The following is a 19,196-nucleotide window of genomic DNA, read 5'->3' as shown; positions in this document are numbered from 1 at the left end:
CACTTCTTACGAGGTGGCCCGCTGCAATGTTGGCTCCCGATTTTCGGCGGACACAGTCCGCCGTTTTTCATGGGCGCATCACACCCGCATCAACCCGTGCGATGCAGAAAGGTGGCTTGCACCACGTCGGTCATCCAGATGGCGCTGTCGCCGGTCTGGCCGTGTTCAAGCACCTTGACGGCGGCATCGAACAGCATGCTTGCCAGCGCATCCGACACCACCAGCTCGATGCGCACACGCGGCACGAACTCGGTCAGGTCATCTTTGATGGAATGTGCACCGGCCTGCGAAGCCACCGGCGGATAGCCATTCACCTCGCCCACCGTCATGCCCGGAAACCCCGGACAACCGCGCAGCGCCTCGTGCAAGCGCTCCAGCAATTGCGGGCGCACTACGATGCGGATTTCCTTCATGCCTTGCTCTCCTCATCAAACCATTTGTACAGCGTGGGCAGCATCACTAGCGTGAGCAGCGTGCAGGTCAGCAGACCGCCGATCACCACGATGGCCAGCGGCCGTTGCACTTCCGAACCCGGGCCCGTGGCGAACAGGAACGGGATCAAACCCAGCATGGCCACGGTGGCCGTCATCATCACGGGGCGGAAACGCATGCGCGAACCCAGCCGCACGGATTCCTCCACCGACATGCCCTGCTCCCGCAAGCTGCGTATCGTGCTGACCAGCACCACCCCGTTGAGCACCGCGATACCCCATAGCGCAACGAAGCCCACGGATGCCGGCACGGAGAGGTATTCCCCGGTGACGAACAACCCAATGATCCCGCCCACCGAAGCAAATGGCAGCACCAGGATGATCAGCGTGGCGTAGCGCACCGAGTTGAACAGCAGGAACAGCAGGAAGAAGATGGCTGCCACCGTAATCGGCACGATCACCTTCAGGTGGCCCATGGCGCGTTCCATGTTCTGGAACTGGCCGCCCCACTCCAGGTAGTAGCCCTCAGGCAGCTTGACCTTCTGTGCCACGGCACCTTGCAGTTCGGCCACGAAGCCGCCCAGGTCACGGTCACGCACGTTCACGCCCACCACCACGCGGCGCTTGCCGAGTTCACGGCTGATCTGCGCGGGGCCGTCGGTCACCTCAATGCGGGCGATGCTTTCCATCGGCACCTGTGCGCCGTTGGGTGCCGCCACGATCAGGTTGCGGATGGCTTCCACGCTGCCACGGTACGTCTCCGGCAGACGCACCACCGCGCTGAAGCGGCGCTCGCCTTCGAAGATTTCCGTGGCTTCCTTGCCGCCGATGGCGGTTTCGATCACGTTGTGCACATCAGCCGCATTCAGGCCGTGGCGCGCAATGGCCTGACGGTCAATGGCGATCTGCAGGTACTGCTGGCCGGTGATGCGCTCCACACGCATGTCCTGCGCACCCTGGATGCCCTGCGCCACCTTGGCAATCGCCTCGGCCTTCTCGCGCAGCACGTTCAAGTCATCGCCGAACACCTTGATGGCGACGTCCGAACGCACGCCGGTCACCATCTCGTCCACGCGGTCGGAAATCGGCTGGGCCATGACGATTTGCACGCCGGGCAGCACCTGCAGCGCCTTGCGCATCGCCTCCGCAATGTCGTCCTGGTTCCAGCCCTTGGGCCATTCGTCACGCGGCTTGAGCGAGACGATCGGTGTCGATTCGTTCTGGCCCTGCGGGTCGGCCGGAGATTCGCCACGGCCCACACCCGAGACGGCGGACTTCACACCCGGCACCTGCATCACCAGGCGCATGGCCTCCATCTCCATGCGGATCGACTCTTCCAGCGAGATGTTGGGCGCGCGGTTGATGCCAGGTACCACCGAGCCTTCCTTCATCTCGGGGATAAACGCCGTGCCCAGGAACGGCATCAGCGCACCGGTGGCGAGGAACACCGCCACGGCCACGACAACCGTCTTGCGGCCGTTGTTCAGGCTCCATTCCAGCATGTGCAGATACGGCTTCTTCATCTTGCGAATCAGCCACGTGTCGTGTGCATCGTGCTCGGCATGCGGGTCATCGCTGTGTTCGCCTTTCACGTGCTTGTGCACCTTCGGCTTCAGCAGATACGACGACAACACCGGCGTGAGCGTGAGCGACAGCACCAGCGAGAAAAACAGCGCAATGGCAATGGTGAAGGCCAGCGGCGCGAACATCTTGCCCTCCATGCCTTCCAGCGTCATCAGCGGCAGGAACACCAGGATGATGATGCCCACGCCAAAGATCACGGGCGTTGCCACCTCTGTTACCGCATGCAGGATGATGCGCGCGCGGCTCTCGTTCGGGTCACGCGGTTTGGCCAGATGTGCGAAGGCGTTTTCCACCACCACGACAGAGCCGTCCACCATCAAACCGATCGCAATCGCCAGCCCGCCCAATGACATCAGGTTGGCGGAGATGCCGAGCTTGTTCATCGCAATGAACGTCAGCAGCGGCGTGAGGATCAGCGTGCCGACCACGATGAGCGACGAGCGGATGTCCCCCAGGAACAGCAGCAGCACGATCACCACCAGCACCACGCCTTCGGCCAGCACTTTGATGACGGTCTGCAAGGCGGAATCCACCAGTTCCGAGCGCTCGTAGTACGGCACGATCTTCAGGCCATCGGGCAGCATGCCGTCGTTATTAATGGCCTTGACGCGATCCTGGATGCGGGCGACGACTTCCTTCGCATTACCGCCGCGCATCATCATGACCACGCCACCGACCGATTCCGTCACGCCGTTCTTGACCACCGCGCCCGCCCGCACTGCCGTGCCAATCTTCACCTCCGCCACATCCCGGAGGGTGAGCGGCGTTCCGTTGACCTCCTTGAGCACGATGGCGCCAATGTCATTCGTGTCACGCACCAGGCCCACACCGCGGATCAGGTACTGCTCCGCAAAGTGCGGCAGCACACCGCCACCCGAGTTGGCGTTATTGGCAGCCAGCGCCTCGAACACCTGCTTGACCGTCACGTTGTGATGGCGCAAACGCTCCGGGTTGACCAGCACCTGGTACTGCTTCTCGAAGCCACCCTGCGAGTTGATTTCCGCCACGCCCGGGATGGAACGCAACAGCGGACGCACGACCCAGTCTTGCGCGATGCGGCGCTGGGTCAGTTCCTCGACAGAGAGTTCCCTGTCACCGTCGTCCGGCTTGTCGAGCGTGTACTGGTACACCTCGCCCAGGCCCGTGGACACAGGCCCCAGCACCGGCGTCACGCCCGTGGGCATGCGCGACTGCACCTCGATCAAACGCTCCATTACGAGCTGGCGCGCGAAGTACACATCCGTCTCGTCCGTAAAGACGAGCGTGATGAGCGACAGCCCCGGCTTGTTGAGCGAGCGCATTTCAACGAGTGCCGGCAGGCCGGTCATGGCCATTTCCACCGGCACGGTCACAAAGCGTTCAACCTCTTCCGGCGAGCGCCCGGGTGCCTCCGTGGCGATCTGCACCTGCACGTTGGTTACGTCAGGAAACGCATCCAGCGACAGCTTGCGTGCGGCATCCAGCCCAAAGAACAGCAGCACGGCAGCCAGCACGGCCACCACGAGCCGCTGCTTGAGCGCGCCGCGAATCAATGCGTCGATCATGCGCCCTCCATCTCGGCGCGCTTGCGCTCATTGTTCAGGTGGAAGCCGCCTTCAACGACGATGGGTTGGCCAACCTGCACACCCGAAACCACCGGGCGCACACCATTGGATTCATCGCCCAGCTTGACAGGCGTGAGGCGGTAGTCGCTGTCCTTGTCGCCCGCGCGCACGAACACGTAGTCGCGGTTGTCTTCGCGCACCACGGCGGAGGTCGGCACGACCACGCGCTCTTCGGGGCGCGACTGGATCAGCAGCGTGGCCAGCATCGACGGCTTGAGCGTGCGCTCGGCGTTGTCGACCTCCGTGCGCACCGTCACCGTGCGCGATTGCGGATCAACGATGTCGGACACCCAGATCAGCTTACCGACAATGCGCTCACCCGCGCCGGTGTCGACCTCCACCGATTGACCAGCACGCACACCGGCAGCGGCATTCTCGGGCACTTCACCCACCACCCACACGCGCGACAGGTCCGCCACGGTGAACAGCTCGTCGGCCGGCTGCACCACCTGGCCGCGCGTCACCTTGCGCTCGACCACGGTGCCGCTGATGCTCGCCACTACCGGCGAGATCGACGACATGCCGCCCGTGCGCATCTTGGAAAGCGTGCCGGGCGACACGCCCATCACACGCAGTTGGTCAACAGCCGCGCGCACTTCGGCATCGGCCATCGCCAGTTCGCTCTGGCGCTTCTGCAGCTCGGCCGAGCCGATCACATCTGCGGCCAGCAGCAGCTTGGCGCGTTCCAGCGCGCGTGCCTGCAAGTCGCGCTGCGCAGCGGCCTTCTGATAGGCGAGCTGCGCTGCGCCCAGCTCGGTGCTGTGCAGTTGCGCGAGGATGTCGCCCGCCTTGACGCTCTGGCCCGGTGTGGCGACCAGCTCCGTCACGCGGCCCGTGACGGTGGCACCGATGCGCGCGACACGTTGTTCATCAAACGCAATCTGCCCCGGCACGCGCAGGCGTTCGGCAATTGGTTGCTTGCCTACGGGCGCCACCTTCAGGCGCTGCACCAGCGTGGGCTGTGCGACAACGAGGTTCGGATCCGCGGCTTGCTGTGTGGCCTTGGCGCTACTAGCAGCGTTTTTGCCGCAGGCACCCAGCAACAGCATTGCCGCCAAGGCAACGCCGGCCAGCCGGATCGAAGAAGAGAAGGAAGACGGTGTGTGCATGGTCGGGCTGGATTCGTGAGTTCGGGAGGCAATGCGGCGGCTCGGGCGTGTCATTGGGCCTCCGGGCGCAGGCGGTCGAGTTCTACGGCGGCTGTGCGCAAGTCCGCGCGTGCGGCGATCAGGTCGTTGCGTGCCTGGCGGAAGACGCGCTGGGCGTCGAGGTAATCGAGAATCCCGCGCTCGCCGTGGCGGTACGCGGCCTCGGCCACACGCAGGGCCGATTCGGCCTGCTTGATCACGCCGGATTCGAGCGCGCTGACTTGCGATTCGGCGATCTCGTATTGGCGGTAGGCGGATTCCACTGCCTGGCGCGTGCGCAACTCGCGGTCGCGCAACAGGGCGCGTGCGCGTTCGCGTGCGGCCACCGCTTCGCCCACAGGGCCTTCGCGACGGTCGAACAGCGGGATCGACATCACCAGCCCCACACGGCTGTCCTGCAGATCGGGTTGGCGGTCGACCGTGCCGCGCAGCGCGAGCGACGGCCAGCGCTGGCTGCGTTCGTGTGCCAAGCGCGCATCGGCCTCACGCACGGCGGCGCGGTCGGCCTCCAGCTCCGGATGTGTCGCGACAACGGTGCTGACCAGATCGGCCAGCGGTGGCAGGTGCGCCACGGAAGGCGTTTCGGTACCGGCATCCACGTCGAACGTTTGCGGCAGATCAGCACCTACGGCGCGGCGCAGTTCAGCCAATGCCTGTTGCACGCGCAGCGCGGCAGCCTGCGCGTTGCGCTGCGCGTTGAGCAGCTCGGCATCGCCACGGATGAGTTCGTAGCGTGGGGCTTCGCCGGTCTCCACACGCACGGCCACGCCGCGGCGGATCTGCTCGACGAGCATCACATCTTCGCGCGCGTTACGTTGCTCGGCCTCGCGGCGCACGACGTCGTAGAAGCGCAGTTTGAGATCGGCCTCCACGTCGCGGGCTAGCGATCGGGCAGCCGCCTGTGAGCCTTCGTAGGCGGCATCGGCGGCTTGCGTACGGGCAGCGCGCTGCCACGGCAAGTCGAGCTTCTGCGTGATCGACACGCTATTGGTGCGGCCTTCCGCCGCACCCGGCATGCGAGCGCGCTGGCGGCCGGCCATGGCTTCCACCTCGGGATTAGGCCAGGCACGTGCAGTGGCAATGCCAGCCTGCGCGGCCTGCACCTGGGCTTGCGAAGCGGCCAGCGCCGGGTGGTTGGCGCGGGCCAGTTCCAGCAACTGCGGCAAGGTATAGCGCGGCTGCGGAAGCACCTCGTCACGCTGCGGTTGAACGGCCGGCGCAGAGGCACGCGGCAACGATGCCGGCGGCGCGGCATTGGCACTGACGGCCATTGCCGCGAGCACAGCGGAAAGAACAAAGCGTCGCGACGCGCGCGCACCCGCTGCGGGGCACGGGACGGCCGCATCCTGATTGGACAACATCCGAAATCATCCTGAAAAAGAAGAACAGGCAAGCGCGAACGCCCAACCGGTCGAATCAAACGGCCGGTTGGCGTTGCACTACGAACTCAAGGGGATGGTTTCCGGCAATACGCCGGAATCAGGCGCGGGCGGGCGGACGCAGCATGGGGGCCGGCGTGGGGCCGGCCTGGAACGGCGGAAGTGCAACGCGGACACGCGCGACACGCAGGCCGGGTGCAAGCGTCATGGGAGGCGGCGGCAGCCAGAGTTCTGGCGCGTCGCTGGGGTGATCGGGGGCAGCAGCGTTGCTGGAGGGTGCATCGGGCGCGGTGTGCGCCTGTGCCACCCAGTGCTCCACGCTGAAGCACTGGCCGGGCTGCTTGACCAGCTTGCCGAGCGCCACCTTGATGGCGCGCTCGAAGCCCTTGCTGGGCTGGGCAACCGGTTGCACGTCGTCCAGCGCATCGTCGACGACGGCCTCGATGGCTTCCAGCGCATCGTCAGCGGCTTGCCCATCGGGGAAATGCGTGGCCGAGAACACCGTGACGGTAAACAGCAGGCACCAGATCGTGACGATCCACCGTACGCCGCGCGCGCGTGACAGCACACCACGCGCGTGGGCGCGAGACTGCGTCGGCAAGGCGAAGTGAAGATTTGTCACAAACATGGGCCCTGAATACTAGCAGGAGAATGACTGCATCTGCACATAACTTCCGGCAGAACGCACGGATGTCACTCGGAATCGACCTGCGCGGCGCGAATCCGTTCCATTTCCTGCCAATGCGTCTTCACCCAATCGTCCAGGCCCATGAGCGTGCGGTTGAGCGATTCGCCCAGGGGGCTCAGGCGGTATTCCACGTGCGGGGGCACGCTGTCGTAGATGGTGCGCAGGATGAGGCCGTTGGCTTCCAGCTCGCGCAAGGTCTGCGTGAGCATCTTCTGCGAGATGCCGTCGCCCACGCGGCGCAGGAGTTCGTTGTTGCGCACCGGGCCGTTTTCCAATGCGGGGAAGATACGCAGCGCCCATTTGCTCGCCACCAGTTCCAGGGCGCGCGTCGATGGGCAAGCCTCCACTTCGATGGCGCGTTCCGCGCCCTTCTCATGCGCTTGCTGAGTGTCGGCAATAGCCTTGTTGGCCGTCACGGTTACCTCCGGGTGCGTACTTGTTGGCGTGTGACCGTACCCCTAATCTGGCTCCACTGCAACGCGCCGCTCGCCACCCGAGCAAGCGGCCCGCACGAACCGGAGGTGATATGCAGCAAACCGCCTGGCTCTGGCTATTGGCCGCGGGCGCTGTGGAAATTGCCATGGCGATCTCGCTCAAGTTTGCGCAAGGGTGGACGCGCCCCATCCCCAGCGTGCTCGGCATCGTGACGGCGCTGGCCAGCGTGTTCCTGCTCACGCATGCCATGCGCGGCCTGCCCGCCGGCACGGCCTATGCCATCTGGACGGGCATCGGCTCGGTGGGCGTCACGCTGTTGGGCATCCTTGTCTTTGGCGAGAGCATGCAGCCGGCGCGCCTGGGCTGTATCGGGCTGGTGATTGCCGGCACCGTTGGCCTCAACTTCTTCAACGCTGCATAGGGAGCCCTCACATGACCCGCCTGCTCTATATCGAAGCCTCGCCCATGAAAGCGCTGTCGCACTCCATCGACGTGGCCCGGCAGTTTCTAGATAGCTATCGCACTGCCCACCCTGACCACGAGATCGACACGATCGACCTGTGGAGCCCAGATCTCGACCTACCCGAGTTCGATGCTGACATGATCGGCGCCAAGTTTGCGGTGCTGCGCACGCAAGACGCCACGCCAGCGCAACGCGCGCAATGGCAGCGTGCGGTAGCGCTGTCGCAGCGCTTCAATGCGGCAGACCACTATCTCTTCTCGGTGCCGATGTGGAATTTTGGTGTGCCCTACCGGCTCAAGCATTTCATTGACGTGGTCACGCTACCCGGCCAGAACTGGAACTGGTCGCCCGGCACAGGCTATCAAGCGCTGCTCTCCGGCAAGAGGGTTGCACTCATCTATACCAGTGCCGGTGCCTATGCTGCGCGCACCGAAGGCGCGACCGAATCGCCCGACGATTTTCAGAAGCCGTATCTGCGCCGTTGGCTGCGCTTCATTGGCATTGAAGACGTGACGGAGATCAGCGCCGCACCCACACTGACCACGCCCGATGTGCTGGCTACAGCCAAGGCGAGCGCCAAAGTGCGAGCCTCGGCACTGGCGACCGCCTTCTGAATCGCACGCGGCGGACGGGGTTGACTGCACGCATAAGTGTATCTACACTGGTTACACTTTGTCTGACCACCATGTCTACCAGCAGCCGCTTCGCCGTCGCCGTGCATATCCTGACCCTGCTTGCCAGCGCAGAAGGCCCGGTGTCTTCGTCGCTCATTGCGGGTAGCGTGGGCACCAACCCGGCGTTGATCCGTCGCCTGGTTGCGCAGTTGGCCGAAGCCGGTTTCGTCAGCTCGCAGATGGGCGCAACAGGCGGTGCAACGCTGGCGCAGCCGGCAGATCGCATCACGCTGCTCGACGTGTTTCGGGTGGTGGAATCGTCCGTGCTGATCGCACTGCCGCCCAACGCACCCAACCCGGCGTGTGATGTGGGCCGGGAGATCACCGGCGTGCTGGAGAGCGTGGCCGAACGTGCGCAGGCCGCCATGGAAGCCGAGCTTGCCGCGCAGACCATCGCGGGCATGCTGGAAGAAGTCGGGCACGCAAAAAAGCGTCGTCGCCGGGCCTAGCGGCTTGGCGGTTTTTTTATCGATATATGTAACTGCATTAATTACATATCGCATCACAGCCACTCAACAAGGAGTTGAACCATGAAGATTGCAATCATTGGCGCCACCGGGCGCGTTGGCACCCGCCTGATCGACGAAGCCCTGCGCCGCGGCCACCAGGTGACGGCCATTGCGCGCACCGCCTCCAAACTGCCGGCACGTGCAGGCCTGACCGCCAAGGACGTGGATGTGGCTGATCAAGCTGCGCTAGTCGCTGCGCTGGCGGGCAACGATGTGGCCTTCAGCACCGTGCGTTTCCTGCAAGCCAATGCAGACCAGATCGTTGGCGCTGTGAAGAAGGCGGGTGTGCCGCGCCTGCTGGTGGTGGGTGGCGCCGGCAGCCTGGAAGTGGCACCGGGCGTGGCACTGATCGATACGCCGCAGTTCCCCAAGGAGTACTTTGCCGAAGCCTCGGCAGGCCGTGACTTCCTCAACGCACTGCGCACGGAAACCGAGCTGAACTGGACGTTCGTGTCGCCGTCGGCCATCTTCGAACCGGGCGAGCGCACGGGCCACTTCCGCGTCGGCAAGGACACGCTGCTGGTGGATGCCAACGGCAAGCCCTGGGTGTCGATGGAGGACTACGCCATCGGCTTCCTCGACGAAACGGAAAAGCCGGCGCACCCGCGCCAGCGCTTCACGATCGGCTACTGATCAACGGCAGGTGGACGCCAGCGCAGCGCCTTCTCGAAGGGGGCGCGGCGCAGGCGTGGGTCTTGCGCGGTCAGGCTGTCAGCGCTGCCGCCCACCTCAACACGTGCCCGCCAGCGGCCAGCGGTGCCGCGCGATTCCTGAATCACGCCCGCCACCACGCCAGCAATGCCAGATACCCCAGCACCACGAGTGCCAGGGTGCTCCGCCTTACGCCGTGCCGGTCAGTGGCTGTGCATGTCGGCCATGCCCGGTGGCGCGCCATCCGGTTCGATCGGTTCAGGGGCGCTGTCCAGCGCCGGCAGACGGATCACCACGGCACAGCCCTTTCCACCCAGGCCGTCCTCGATGGCCACCGAACCATTGCCGAGCTCGACAATGCGCCGCACGATCGCCAAACCCAGGCCGCTACCTTGCGACTGGCTGCCGCGCGGGCGGTAGAAGCGCTCGAACACACGCTCGCGCTCGTCGGGCGGAATGCCGGGGCCGGTGTCTTCAATGCGCAGTTCAACCATCGGCACCGTTGCACCCTGGGTTCCTTGCTCGACACGCTTGACCACCACGCGCACCTCGCCATCCTTGGGCGTTTCGCGCACGGCGTTGTCGAGCACGTTTTCGACCAGCGTGGCGGCATCTTCGTGCGACACCGACACCCATGCCTGATTGGCGCCTTCGTATGACAGCGTGACGTTGCGACGCTCGGCGCGAGAGGCTTGCTGAATCACGCCACCGCGCGCACAGCCGGCCAGATCGGACAACGCGCCTTGCGCCAATTGGGCTTCCACGCGGCGTGCATCAAGTCGCGCGATGGCCAGCAATTTGGCCAGCGATTGCGTTGCCCGCGAAATGCCGCGATCAAACTCACGCAGTGCGGTGGAGCGATCGTCTTCACTGTCGGAGTGTGAAACCACGTACGCCTGCGCCTGGATGGCCGCCAGCGGCGTACGCAGTTCGTGCGCGGCATCGGCAAAGAAACGGCGGTCTGCCTCGATGCCGCGCCGCACGCGCGCGAACAGGTCGTTCAGCGCTTCCACCAGCGGTTTCAGCTCGGCGTGCTCGACGCTCTGCACCGGGTCCAGATCCGCCGAGTCGCGCGACTCCACCTGGCGTGTCAGCGTGCGCAGCGGCTTGAGACCGACGTGTGCCGCCCAGCCCACCATCACCATCAGCGCGATGGCGAGAATGGCCAGTGCAATCGCCACTTCCTCGAAGAGATCGCGAATGGCGCGTTCATACGCGGAGAGCGGCTGTGCCACGGTGGCCGTGAGCTTGCCGTCGACGCTGTCCACCGTATAGCTGCGCCACGGCTTGCCCTCGAGCATGATCTCGACCACGGTGTCGTGCGCCTTGCCACAGGGCATGGTGGGTGCACCAGGGAAGGCGGTGATGACGTGGCCGGCGCGATCGCACAGCACGTAGCGGAATTCACCCGGGAGGATGTTGGGCAGCGAGAGGCCCAGTTTGATGTCGGTGAGGCGGCGCAGGAATTCTTCCCGGCGCGGCACGTCATCCATGTTGAGCGTGGTGAGATCAGCGTAGGCCTGCGCCGACATGCGCAGATCGCTCACCACCTGGCGGCTGTTGGTGCGGGAGATTTCCAGATGCGCGATCACCAGTTGCACCAGCAGCATCAGCACCAGTGCCAGCAGGATCAGCACATACAGGCGAAACGACAGCGACCGGACCCGCAGGATCGCTGGGACCGCCAGCTTCACCGGTTGCCCCCGATCATGTAGCCCACGCCGCGGATGGTCTGGATGGTCTCGTTGCCGAGCTTGCGGCGCAGGTGGTGGATGACGACCTCAAGCGCGTTGGCGCTGACGCTGTCGCCTTCACGGTAGAGGGCGTCCATGAGCGTCTCGCGCGGGACCCAGCGATGGGCACGGCGCACAAGCTCGAGCAGCAACTGGTATTCGCGCGGGGTCAGCTCGATGATCTGCCCATCTTGCGTCACGCGCTTTTGCGAGGGCTCGACCACCAAGGCGCCAACGCTCCACTGGTTGGTGCTCTGCCCGGCATGGCGGCGCAGCACGGCACGCAGGCGGGCGACCAGTTCATCCACGGGGAACGGCTTGACGAGGAAGTCGTCGGCACCCGAGTCCAGGCCCTTGAGGCGTTCGGACAGCGCATCACGCGCGCTGGCAATGATGACCGGCACATCGCTGTGCGCGGCACGCAGCTCTTCGAGGAAGGTATGGCCCTCACCGTCAGGCAAGCCGAGGTCGAGCACGATGGCCTCGAACGTGTTGGTGGTGATCCATTTCTGCGCGTCAACCAGGCGGCGTACCCAGGTCGCGTTATAGCCGGCCTGACGCAGCGCGCGGGCCAGTGCGGTGCCCAACGGCAGGTCGTCTTCAATGAGGAGGATGGCGTTCATGCGAGTGAGTCTTGGCGGATCGACGGTAAACGGACAGCCGGCACCTGGGAACAGGCGCCGGCAAAGCTGGAAATCTACCCCAACGGACTGAGATTTGCCTTAAATCTGCCGCGGCAATATGACCCACTCATCACCTAAAAGCGGCGCCAGCAGCCAATATCCGCACGCGCCGCAGCACTTGGCTATCATAAGGCCGCATCGATTGATTTCCCCTTCATCTTCCGTTCCCGGCCGCGCCATGTTCCGCTTGCCCGCCCTGCCCACCACCGCCACCGCACCGTTCTGCCCGTCCGAGGTGCGCGGCACCGTTGCTGTCCCGCCGGGCCTGCCGTTGTGGAAGAAGCTGCTGCGCTTTGCCGGGCCGGGGCTGCTCGTCTCCGTCGGCTACATGGACCCGGGCAACTGGGCAACTGACATCGAGGCAGGTTCGCGCTACGGTTATTCGCTGCTGTTTGTGGTGGTGCTCTCCAGCCTGGCGGCGATGGTGCTGCAGTGTCTGTCGGCGCGGCTAGGCATCGTCACGGGCAAGGATCTGGCGCGCGCCTCGCGCGACCGCTACCAGCCCGGGGCCGTACGCGTGCAATGGCTGTTGGCCGAGCTGTCGATCATCGCGTGCGATCTGGCGGAGGTGTTGGGCTGCGCGCTGGCGTTCCACCTGCTGCTGGGCGTGCCAATACTAGGGGGCGTGGCACTCACCGCGCTGGACACGCTGATTGTGCTGGGCCTGAAGGGGAAAAACTTTCGCCAGCTTGAGGCCATCGTGCTGGGGCTGATCCTCACCATCGGGCTGTGCTACTTCGTGGAGCTGGTGCTCATCAAACCGCACTGGCCGTCGGTGGCGGCCGGGTTGATGCCGTCGTGGCAAAGCGTGAGCGAGCGCGAGCCGCTTTACCTGGCCATCGGCATCCTCGGCGCGACGATCATGCCGCATAACCTGTACCTGCATTCGTCCATCGTGCAGACGCGCATGACGGCCAGCACGGAAGCCGCCAAGCGCGAGGCGGTGGGCTTGTCGCGGCTCGATACCATCCTCTCGCTCTCGCTGGCGCTGCTGGTGAATGGCGCCATCCTGGTGCTGGCCGCCGCCGCGTTTCATGCCAACGGCCATCAGGACGTGGCCGACATCCAGGATGCGCATCGCCTGCTCGAACCCATCGTCGGCACGGCGGTGGCCGGGGTGCTGTTCGGCATCGCCCTGCTGGCGGCAGGGCAAAGCTCCACCTTCACGGGCACCATCGCGGGGCAGATCCTGATGGAGGGTTTCCTGGACCTGCGCATCCCCTGCTGGCAGCGGCGGCTGATCACGCGGGCGCTGGCGTTGATTCCGGCATTCGTCGGCGTGGCCATGCTGGGCGACCATGCCATCGGCAAACTGCTCGTGATCAGCCAGGTGGTACTGGGTTTTCAGTTGCCGTTTGCCATGTTTCCGCTGATTCGCATGACCGACGATCGCAAGCTGATGGGCGTGTTTGTTAACAGCCGATTAACGTCCGTACTGGCATGGGGTTTATTCGTCGTGATCAGCGTGGCCAATCTTTGGCTGGTGTGGCAAGTGTTGGCGGGCTGAGGGATTCCCCCCACTAAAAATCCGCGCACGGCAAGACGCGTCGCCATTAGAATGCGCGCTTTGTTGCGCAATCCGGCCACGCCCGCGCTCGCACCATCCAGCCGCGCCAGTAGGCCACACTCGCCTAGCCTTGAGCGCGAACCCGCCTACCGCCTCCGCCCTGCCTGACGCACGCACGCCCTCTCGCGACTATCAAGCGCGCCATTTCGTGCCGATGATTCTCGCGTTGAGCAAATGCGGTGTGCTCGGTTACGGCTTTGCCATCGTGCTGGGCTGGGCCGCGGGGCTGGTGCATACGCCGGCACCACTGCTGGTGTTGCTCGGGGTGCTGACCGCCATCGTGGTCATTGCGCAGCGGCATCGTCATACGGGGTTGTGGGGGCCGCTGGCGCTGGCGCATCTGCTTGCGGAAGAGATCGCCATCATCGCCTTTGGCCATCAGGCCGGGCTCGAATGGGTGCTGCCTGCGTTCTACCTGATGCCGCTGGCCACCAGCCCCGCGTGGCTTACGCGCCGGGATTTCTGCATCGCCATGACGTTGTGCACGGCCGGACCCATTGTTGCCGTGCTCAGTACCGATGCACCCGCTGCCACCCTTCACCATGCGTGGCTGGGCATCCTGCTGTATCTGCCAATCTGCATTGCCGCGGCGGCGGTCATCCACCGTTACCTGCTGCGCGCCATGGCGCGGCACTTTGCTGCTGAAATCAATCTGGCCGACCGCGCCAACACCGACCACCTGACCGGCATGCTCGCGCGCCAGCGCTTCTTCGAGCTGGGCAGCTTTGCGGTGGAGCGTGCCCAGCACCATGCTGAACCGTTGTGCGCGCTGTACCTGGACGTTGATCACTTCAAGTCCATCAACGATGCCTGGGGCCATGCGGCCGGTGACGAGGCGCTGGTTTCATTGTCCGATGCGCTGGCCGACGTGCTGCGCCCGGACGATCTGTTCGGGCGGCTGGGCGGCGATGAGTTTGCCGTACTGCTGCCCGGCTGCGGATTGACCCATGCGTTGGCCGTGGTGGAACGCCTGAAGGCCGCCGTGAGCGCCAGCGCAACGCCGGTCGGTCCGCTCACGATCAGCGTGGGTGCGGCACCGCTGCGGCCAGGGCAGGATCTGGCCAAGCTGCTGGCCGATGCCGACATCGGCCTGATGGAGGCGAAGCGGCAAGGGCGCAATCGTGTGTGTGTGCCACCCGGCGCCCAACACGCCACCGCCGACGCCTGATATCAGGGCGCCGTTTCAGCAAAGCGCACCGGCTGCCCAACTGGCTGGCCAACCACCACCCCTTCTCTCACCACGATCCTACCGCGCACGACAGTGGCGATAGGCCAACCTGTTACGCGCAGGCCGTCGTACGGCGTCCAACCCGACACACTGGCAATCCAGCCATGCGTGATCTCGCGCCGCGCTTTCAGGTCGACCAGCGTCAGATCAGCGTCGTACCCGATCGACAGGTGCCCCTTGGCTTCAATGCCGAAGATGCGCGCGGGCCCGGCACTGGTCAGGTCCACCAGCCGTTGCAGGCTGAGCCGTCCGGCGTTGACGTGATCCAGCATGATCGGCAACAGTGTCTGCACCCCCGTCATGCCACTCGGTGATGATGGATACGGCCGGGCCTTCTCATCCAGCGTATGGGGTGCGTGGTCGCTGCCGAGTACATCCACAACACCATTGCTGACGGCCTGCCACAGCGCCGCCTGATGGCGAGCGTCGCGCACGGGCGGATTCATCTGGGCCAGCGTGCCAAGACGCTCGTAACACTCGGGCGCGACCAGGCTCAGATGATGCGGCGTGACTTCAACGCTGATGCTGGCACTGGCCTTATGCCGCGCCAGGAATGCCATCTCTTCGGCGGTCGATACATGCAGGATGTGCAGACGGCGCTGCGCCTCCATGGCCAGCTTTACCACGCGCTGCGTCGCCAAGAGCGCGCTCTCGGCATCGCGCCAGACAGGGTGGTCGCGCACATCAGCAGAGTGCTCGACCAGGGCGCGCCGCTCGCGCAGCCGGGCTTCGTCTTCGGCATGCACCGCCAGGCGGCGACGCCCCTTGCGCAGGATGCGGCGCAGCACCGTCGCATCGTCGACCAGCAGATCACCGAAGGAGCTTCCCATGAAGACCTTGACGCCTGCACAGGCCGGCAACCTCTCCAGCTCCGGCAACTGATCCACATTGGCAGCAGCCCCGCCCATGTAGAAGGCGTAGTCGCACCACGCGCGGCCACGGGCCCGCTCGCATTTGTCTTGCAGATCCTGCGCGCTGAGCGTGAGCGGATGCGTGTTGGGCATCTCGAACACGGCCGTCACGCCGCCCAGCACGGCGCCACGCGTGCCTGCTTCCAGGTTCTCTTTGTGCGTGAGGCCGGGCTCGCGAAAATGCACTTGGCTATCAATCACCCCCGGCAGCACGTGCAAGCCCCGGGCATCGATGGACTCGTCAGCCGTCCAGCCTTGCGCATTGAGCGCAACGATGCGTCCAGCGCGGCAGACGACATCGCCCACATGCAGCCCGCCCGGCGTCACGAGCGTGCCGCTGCGAACGATCAGATCAGCGTGCTTCATTGCATCAGGCCTCGAAGGTGGCCTGGATGCGCTTGTACCCCTGCACAAGGTGATTGTTGGTGCGTGCCACGTCTTCAGAGAACGCCGACTCGCGCGCAGATACCTTCCGGATATCGCGCAGATCCGTGTCAGGCCCGATACGCTCGGTGGACGGCACGTAGAAGCCATCCGGCAAATCGCAGCCGTCCACCACGGCGTTATGCCGCACGACACCGCCCTGACCGATTGTGCAGTTGAACAGCACGCTGTTGAAACCGATGAACACGTCATCCCCCACCACGCAGGGCCCGTGCACGATGGCACGGTGCGCAATCGACGTTCGCTCTCCAATGGAGACGGCCGCGCCTGACTTGGAATGGATGACCACACCGTCCTGAATGTTCGAGTGCGCCCCGATGACGATGGGCTCCATGTAGCCCTCTGCGTCCACTTCGTCCGCGCGAATCACGACGTAAGGGCCGATGAACACGTTCTCGTACACGATCACGCGCCCACACACGATGGCGGTCGGGTCAACAAAGGCACTTGGGTGAATCTGCGGCAGATCACCGCGCGGGTTCTGCCGGATCATGCGCTGGGCCACCCGGGAAACGGGTTGGTGTAGCGCTTCCAGGCGTGCGGGCCGGCGGCCATCTCGGTCTCGGTCAGCAGGCAGGCGTCAAAGCGTACGCGCAATGCCGTTTCGTTCATGCCGATGCCGATCAGGACGATTTCCTGGCGTGCATCGCCCACGTTGCTGTCCCAATGCTGGTGAATCGTGGCAACGGATTCCGGGTCGGTTGGCCAGCGCTCAGGGGGCACGGCCGCCCACCAATAGCCCGCTACGTTATGCCGTGCCATCGCCCCCGCCTGTGACCATGACCCGGCATGCGCCGGATGGCTCGCCAGCCAGAAGAAGCCCTTGGATCGCACCACGCCCGGCCACTCGCTTTGCACCCAGTCGAAGAAGCGCTGCGGATGAAATGGCCGGCGTGCTCGATAGACGAAGCTGCCGATGCCGTAGGTATCGGATTCGGGCACATGTTCGCCGCGCAGCGCCTTCAGCCAACCGGGTGCCTTGGCGGCCTCGTCAAAATCGAACCGGCCCGTGCCCAGCACGCGATCGATCGGCACCTGGCCAAACATGGCGCGTTCAATGCGAGCGTGCGGATTGAGGCGATGCAGGATGCCCTCCAGGCGCGTGAGATCAGCCTCGCTCATCAGGTCAGCCTTGTTGAGCACGATCACATCGCAGAACTCGATCTGGTCGACCAACAGATCCACTACCGTGCGCTGATCTTCCGCACCCATCGATTCACCGCGTGCCTGCATGCTGTCGCGCGAGCCGTAGTCGCGCAGGAAGTTGTACGCGTCCACCACGGTCACCATGGTGTCGAGCCGCGCCACATCGGCCAGCACCGTGCCATCTTCGCCCTCGAAGGTGAAGGTCTCGGCCACCGGCAGTGGTTCGGAGATCCCGGTGGACTCAATCAGCAAGTAGTCAAAGCGCCCTTCCGCTGCCAGGCGGCGAACCTCGACCAGCAAGTCTTCGCGCAGGGTGCAGCAGATGCAGCCGTTGCTCATCTCGACGAGCTTCTCGTCAGTGCGCGAGAGTTGCGCGCCACCATCACGCACCAGCGCAGCGTCGATGTTGACCTCGGACATGTCGTTGACGATGACCGCCACACGCCGCCCTTCGCGGTTGTTCAGGACATGGTTGAGCAGCGTTGTCTTGCCCGCTCCCAGAAAACCGGACAGGACGGTGACGGGCAAGCGGGCTGGCGAAGTCATGGGCAGATTCACGGCGGTCACGCCTTTTATGCAACTGTGTTGCAAAAGAAGATAACGCAACTGTGTTGCATTTGCAATGCGCGTGTGATTCCACGCGGCACAATTTGTACGACGCGACATGCCGTGACCTTGCACGGAGATGTCAATGGCCATGGCGTGGCTCAACGCCCGTACTTCGTCATCATCGGGTTCCAGATTGCGCTGTGGCTCAACCGCGGCGGAAACTGTCGGCAGGTGACAAGCGATCAGCGCAAACCCAGACGACGCGCAACCCGGTCATCACATTTCAACCTCTACATGGATATCCAGCAGCGCATCAACCTGGCGATTCTTGAAGCGCTGCAGAACCTCGGCGCGGCCCTCGCGCTACCGACCCGCACCATCCAACTCGTACGGCATCAAGGCGAGCCCATCGAGCCCGATGAAGAGCGTCGTGGACAGCCGCACGGCCTGCAATACCGAGGCACACAGGCTAGGGCGTAGGCGTTCTGGGCGGCGTAGCCGGCATCGACTGGAATGCTGCGTCGATGCTGCGCCATAACGGCCGCGTACGCGGCACCATGTCTTGCCGGAAGTACCACCAGAAGTAGCCGCCGACAAACCGTGGATGCGCAATCGACAAGCCGTAGTAGCGCGCGATCAATGCGCCCTTGCCTGCCGCGTGGCGTGTACCGACTTCTCCAAAACCGAGCATCGCCTGCGGAAACAAACGCCCCAGGCGCTCGAACATGGCACTCCAGTCGGGCGGTGCGATCTTGCAATCGTCTTCGTAAAAACTGATGAAGACGTAGTCCACACCGTTGCGCAAGTCTGGCGGCAGATTGCGCTCGGCCCAGTCGAACATGGCGCGTGAGGGTGTTTCAGCACAGCCTTCGTTGTAGTAGAGCGTGAGCGCCGTGCGGCCGCCGCGCTGCTTGATGGCGTCGTAGGCAACCCGCGTTTTGTCGATGATGTCGCGCGTGCTACCGGTCCACTCGCCGTTGATCTCGTTACCGATTTCCCAGATGTCGACGTTGCGGCCCAGCACATCGAAGTACGTGTTGGCGCGCTCGCGCATCTGCTGCACGGTGGTTTGCTTGAGGATGGACGAATCGACCAGTTCACCCATCACATAGGCCGCACGCCGGATGGCGGCGACGGGCGCTGCGTAGTCCGACGCGTCCATTCCTTCATCAAAGACAATACGCACGGTGGGCGTGCGTGACAGGTGCGAGAGCGCATCGACCACGGCAGGCACATTGTCCACCGCATCCACCGTCACGCCATATAACGGCGCAGGGCCGGCAGGCATTGCGCCCACCGGCCCTGCGGCCTGGGTGGATGTGCCCAACACCAGCACTGTTACCGCCAGTATCAAGCGCATCCGGTGCAT

General features: G+C 64.6%; 20 protein-coding genes. 7 read left to right on the top strand and 13 right to left on the bottom strand.

The genetic code is table 11. The annotated features are described in order from the left end of the window. Positions 1-89: 89 nt before the first annotated feature. The 6 genes from C404_RS36275 to C404_RS36250 all read right to left on the bottom strand — a co-directional run bounded on the left by C404_RS36275 (position 90) and on the right by C404_RS36250 (position 7,232). A complete protein-coding gene (locus C404_RS36275; protein WP_021193652.1) occupies positions 90-413 on the bottom strand; it encodes a P-II family nitrogen regulator in 324 nt (107 codons plus the stop codon). Further along, on the bottom strand, positions 410-3,559 hold the full coding sequence (locus C404_RS36270) for an efflux RND transporter permease subunit (RefSeq protein ID WP_021193651.1): 3,150 nt from the start codon (positions 3,557-3,559) through the stop codon (positions 410-412). Before C404_RS36270 ends, C404_RS36275 begins: the two co-directional genes overlap by 4 nt. Beyond that, positions 3,556-4,782: an efflux RND transporter periplasmic adaptor subunit gene (locus C404_RS36265; RefSeq protein ID WP_031328953.1), complete on the bottom strand. Its 1,227-nt coding sequence runs from the start codon at positions 4,780-4,782 to the stop codon at positions 3,556-3,558. Before C404_RS36265 ends, C404_RS36270 begins: the two co-directional genes overlap by 4 nt. Continuing rightward, positions 4,779-6,128, bottom strand: a complete 1,350-nt coding sequence (locus C404_RS36260; RefSeq protein ID WP_021193648.1) for a TolC family protein — start codon at positions 6,126-6,128, stop codon at positions 4,779-4,781. Before C404_RS36260 ends, C404_RS36265 begins: the two co-directional genes overlap by 4 nt. Before the next feature lie 118 nt (positions 6,129-6,246). Continuing rightward, positions 6,247-6,774, bottom strand: a complete 528-nt coding sequence (locus C404_RS36255) for a hypothetical protein (protein WP_021193647.1) — start codon at positions 6,772-6,774, stop codon at positions 6,247-6,249. 65 nt (positions 6,775-6,839) lie between these two features. Next, positions 6,840-7,232: a winged helix-turn-helix transcriptional regulator gene (locus C404_RS36250; protein WP_031328952.1), complete on the bottom strand. Its 393-nt coding sequence runs from the start codon at positions 7,230-7,232 to the stop codon at positions 6,840-6,842. A gap of 128 nt (positions 7,233-7,360) precedes the next feature. Between C404_RS36250 and C404_RS36245 the strand changes: the two genes are divergently transcribed. The 4 genes from C404_RS36245 to C404_RS36230 all read left to right on the top strand — a co-directional run bounded on the left by C404_RS36245 (position 7,361) and on the right by C404_RS36230 (position 9,548). Beyond that, on the top strand, positions 7,361-7,690 hold the full coding sequence (locus C404_RS36245; protein ID WP_021193645.1) for a DMT family transporter: 330 nt from the start codon (positions 7,361-7,363) through the stop codon (positions 7,688-7,690). 11 nt (positions 7,691-7,701) lie between these two features. Then, complete coding sequence (locus C404_RS36240) at positions 7,702-8,346, top strand: FMN-dependent NADH-azoreductase (protein WP_021193644.1); 645 nt, start codon at positions 7,702-7,704, stop codon at positions 8,344-8,346. A 71-nt stretch (positions 8,347-8,417) separates the two neighbouring features. Then, a complete protein-coding gene (locus C404_RS36235; RefSeq protein WP_021193643.1) occupies positions 8,418-8,855 on the top strand; it encodes an Rrf2 family transcriptional regulator in 438 nt (145 codons plus the stop codon). A gap of 81 nt (positions 8,856-8,936) precedes the next feature. Further along, positions 8,937-9,548 (top strand): NAD(P)-dependent oxidoreductase, encoded by a 612-nt coding sequence (locus C404_RS36230; protein ID WP_021193642.1) that lies wholly within the window; start codon positions 8,937-8,939, stop codon positions 9,546-9,548. Here the strand turns inward: C404_RS36230 and C404_RS60255 are convergent. The 3 genes from C404_RS60255 to C404_RS36220 all read right to left on the bottom strand — a co-directional run bounded on the left by C404_RS60255 (position 9,542) and on the right by C404_RS36220 (position 11,922). Further along, complete coding sequence (locus tag C404_RS60255) at positions 9,542-9,694, bottom strand: hypothetical protein (protein ID WP_156667264.1); 153 nt, start codon at positions 9,692-9,694, stop codon at positions 9,542-9,544. The genes C404_RS36230 and C404_RS60255 overlap by 7 nt on opposite strands. A gap of 75 nt (positions 9,695-9,769) precedes the next feature. Further along, positions 9,770-11,260: an ATP-binding protein gene (locus C404_RS36225; RefSeq protein ID WP_021193640.1), complete on the bottom strand. Its 1,491-nt coding sequence runs from the start codon at positions 11,258-11,260 to the stop codon at positions 9,770-9,772. Further along, the gene (locus C404_RS36220) at positions 11,257-11,922 is read right to left on the bottom strand and encodes a response regulator (protein WP_021193639.1); all 666 of its coding nucleotides are present in this window, start codon (positions 11,920-11,922) and stop codon (positions 11,257-11,259) included. Before C404_RS36220 ends, C404_RS36225 begins: the two co-directional genes overlap by 4 nt. Positions 11,923-12,160: 238 nt before the next feature. On the opposite strand from C404_RS36220, the gene C404_RS36215 reads away from it, so the two are divergent. Together C404_RS36215 and C404_RS36210 are read left to right on the top strand one after the other, a co-directional pair. Then, positions 12,161-13,489 carry an Nramp family divalent metal transporter gene (locus C404_RS36215; RefSeq protein ID WP_021193638.1) on the top strand — a complete coding sequence of 443 codons (1,329 nt, stop codon included), beginning with the start codon at positions 12,161-12,163 and terminating at the stop codon, positions 13,487-13,489. 130 nt (positions 13,490-13,619) lie between these two features. Beyond that, on the top strand, positions 13,620-14,717 hold the full coding sequence (locus C404_RS36210; protein ID WP_031328951.1) for a GGDEF domain-containing protein: 1,098 nt from the start codon (positions 13,620-13,622) through the stop codon (positions 14,715-14,717). A 2-nt stretch (positions 14,718-14,719) separates the two neighbouring features. On the opposite strand, the gene C404_RS36205 is transcribed toward C404_RS36210, so the two are convergent. Genes C404_RS36205 through zigA form a run of 3 tightly spaced genes read right to left on the bottom strand, consistent with a single transcriptional unit; the run spans position 14,720 to position 17,824 of the window. After that, complete coding sequence (locus C404_RS36205; RefSeq protein ID WP_021193636.1) at positions 14,720-16,054, bottom strand: dihydroorotase; 1,335 nt, start codon at positions 16,052-16,054, stop codon at positions 14,720-14,722. Positions 16,055-16,058: 4 nt separating this feature from the next. Beyond that, entirely contained in the window at positions 16,059-16,625 is a 567-nt protein-coding gene (locus C404_RS36200) for a gamma carbonic anhydrase family protein (RefSeq protein ID WP_031328948.1), read from the bottom strand. Further along, positions 16,622-17,824, bottom strand: a complete 1,203-nt coding sequence (gene zigA, locus C404_RS36195) for a zinc metallochaperone GTPase ZigA (RefSeq protein WP_031328947.1) — start codon at positions 17,822-17,824, stop codon at positions 16,622-16,624. Before zigA ends, C404_RS36200 begins: the two co-directional genes overlap by 4 nt. A 123-nt stretch (positions 17,825-17,947) precedes the next feature. On the opposite strand from zigA, the gene C404_RS60950 reads away from it, so the two are divergent. After that, on the top strand, positions 17,948-18,307 hold the full coding sequence (locus tag C404_RS60950; protein WP_232317378.1) for a hypothetical protein: 360 nt from the start codon (positions 17,948-17,950) through the stop codon (positions 18,305-18,307). Here C404_RS60950 and C404_RS36185 read toward each other — a convergent pair. Further along, positions 18,297-19,196 (bottom strand): hypothetical protein, encoded by a 900-nt coding sequence (locus C404_RS36185; protein WP_031328946.1) that lies wholly within the window; start codon positions 19,194-19,196, stop codon positions 18,297-18,299. The two genes, C404_RS60950 and C404_RS36185, sit on opposite strands and share 11 nt — an antisense overlap.

The sequence above is a fragment of the Ralstonia sp. AU12-08 genome, from assembly GCF_000442475.1.
In the GTDB taxonomy this organism is placed as follows: Bacteria; Pseudomonadota; Gammaproteobacteria; order Burkholderiales; family Burkholderiaceae; genus Ralstonia; species Ralstonia insidiosa.
Note: the sequence above shows the minus strand (reverse complement) of the source record. Positions and strands in the feature narration are given on the sequence as shown.